General features: G+C 44.1%; 1 protein-coding gene. It reads right to left on the bottom strand.

Annotated elements, in window-relative coordinates:
* Positions 1-42: 42 nt before the first annotated feature.
* Entirely contained in the window at positions 43-1,422 is a 1,380-nt protein-coding gene (locus H5182_RS21875) for an MBL fold metallo-hydrolase RNA specificity domain-containing protein (protein WP_182760643.1), read from the bottom strand.
* Between the last annotated feature and the right edge of the window lie 852 nt (positions 1,423-2,274).

Raw genomic sequence — 2,274 nt, 5'->3', positions numbered from 1 at the left:
CACCTAAAACCTAAAACCTAAAACCTAACCCCTAACCCCCCCTCATTTTCCAATCTCAACCTTCACCTTATCTCCTAATACTTCTTTGTATTTTGCTGCTAGCGCATTTTTGGCGTTATCATCACCGTGCACTATTTTTATATGGCTGGGCTTTTTACGCATACCTGTTACAAATTTTATTAAGCCGTTTTGATCTGCATGAGCACTGTAGCCGCTGATTGTGTGTACTGCTGCGTTAATGGTGATTTTATGGTCATTAATATGCACATAACCATTACTTGGTCCATAGGTTTGAATATCTCGGCCGAGCGTGCCACGGCCTTGGTAGCCAACAAAAATCACATCGGTAGTTTCATCAGGTAAAAATCGCTCTAGATAATTCACAATTCGCCCGCCGGTGCACATGCCACTGGCGGCAAGAATAATCGCGGGTTGTTTGCGTTTGCTTAGGTAATTAATTACGGCAATATGCTCTTGGTGGCTGTCGATAGTATGCAACTGCGCAAAGTTTAATGGATGGCGACCTTTGGCTAAGCGTTTTTTTGCTTCATCGTCCCAGAGGGTTTTAAATTTTCGATATTCTGTGGTGAAGTTAGCTGCCATAGGGGAGTCCACAATGACCTCTATGCTTTGCCATGGCGAATTTTTAGCTGCGTTGTGAATTATTTGCTCCAGTTCGTACAGTAACTCTTGCGTACGGCCAATGCTAAACGCTGGCACAAGTACAATGCCATTATCGGCAACGGCTTTTTCAATCACCTTTTTCAGTGTTTGCGTGCGTTCTTTTCGGCCTTGATGGTTTTTATCACCATAGGTTGACTCGATCACTAAAGTATCGGCTTTGTAAGGCGCTTTGGGGGAAGGCAGTAGCGGAGTATGCGGCGCTCCTAGGTCACCAGAAAATACTACGCGATGGGAATTTCCCTTGCTAGTTTTAGTTTTTATATCTATTTCAACATAGGCGGAGCCTAAAATATGCCCGGCACGCTGTAAGCGAGCTTTCGCGGTGGGCTTGTTGCTGGTGGTTGGTAAGTCAAACCAGCTATTAAATTCGATAGCGACAATACGCTTGGCAAGTAAGCTTAAACAGGCGTTAATAATTTTTTGATCTCGCGTTACCCCGACTTTAAGTGCATCTTCAATCACTAATGGCAATAGACTCGCCGATGCCTTCGAAGTAAAAATAGGGCCAGAGAAACCAGCAGCAAATAAGTAAGGTATGCGGCCAACGTGGTCAATATGACAATGCGTAACAATCAGCGCTGTGACAGTAGAGATATCAAAGTCGATAGCTAAACTTGGCCCTGCGTCTTCCCCTTGAAAAAGTCCACAGTCAATTAACACCGATGAGTGTTGATCATAATCCAACTGATGGCATGACCCCGTAACCCCATTCACCGCTCCATGATGGGTAATTTTCATGGTTGATCCTTGTTGATTAAATTATACAAATTAGAAACAAGGTTAGGATAAAAAATGTCAAATTAAAAGGTTGAAGGTATTAGGGAAGTGACTAGGTGCTAGGAAGACAAAGGTATTAGGTTTTAGGGAAGTGACTAGGACCTATAGCCTAAAACCTAGTTCCTATGTTTTAAATGTGGCTCGGTGTTTATGCGTCAGCAAGCTTAACGCCTACGGTGTTAAGGTTCATCTCGGTGTTAAATCGCTTGTAGGCGAGTGGCTTGCCACCGCTAAAAGGTTAAAGGTGCTAGGAAGACAAAGGTGCTAGGGAAGTGACTAGGTGCTAGGAAGACAAAGGTACTAGGTGTTAGGTTTTAGGTAGAGATTAAACCAAGCACAGTGTTAGGGTTAAGAGTAGGCGGGGCTTTATGCCGCGGGTTTAAAAAAATCATGGCTAAAGCCATTTCCTACAGGGTGTAAATTTATCGTAGGGGCCGGCTTTAGCCGCGAAAGAGTTTAAAGGTGCTAGGCTTAACTTTACTTTCTCGGTATAGCGCGAAGCGCCTCGGTGCTCTCGGTGGTAAAAATTGTTTAATTGATTTATTCATAAATGTGTTAACGAACACGCGTCAGCAAGCTCAACGCCTAAGGTGTTAAGGTTTGCCTCGATGTTAAATCACTTGTAGGCGAGTGGCTTGCCACCGCTAAAAGATTAAAGGTGCTAGGAAGACAAAGGTGCTAGGGAAGTGACTAGGAGCTAGAGCCTAAAGCCTAGCTCCTATGCTTTAAAGCGTAGGCGCGGCTTTATGCCGCGCGGTTGTATTGAACCATCAGTCATTAGATTTCAGGTGTAGCTAATCTCTGCCTTTAACC

The organism is Pseudoalteromonas sp. SG44-17 (assembly GCF_014164235.1).
GTDB lineage: Bacteria > Pseudomonadota > Gammaproteobacteria > Enterobacterales > Alteromonadaceae > Pseudoalteromonas > Pseudoalteromonas rhizosphaerae.
Note: the sequence above shows the minus strand (reverse complement) of the source record. Positions and strands in the feature narration are given on the sequence as shown.

Excerpts from the sequence above, each read along its gene's own strand:
- H5182_RS21875 (WP_182760643.1), bottom strand. The coding sequence starts at position 1,422 with ATGAAAATTACCCATCATGGAGCGGTGAATGGGGTTACGGGGTCATGC.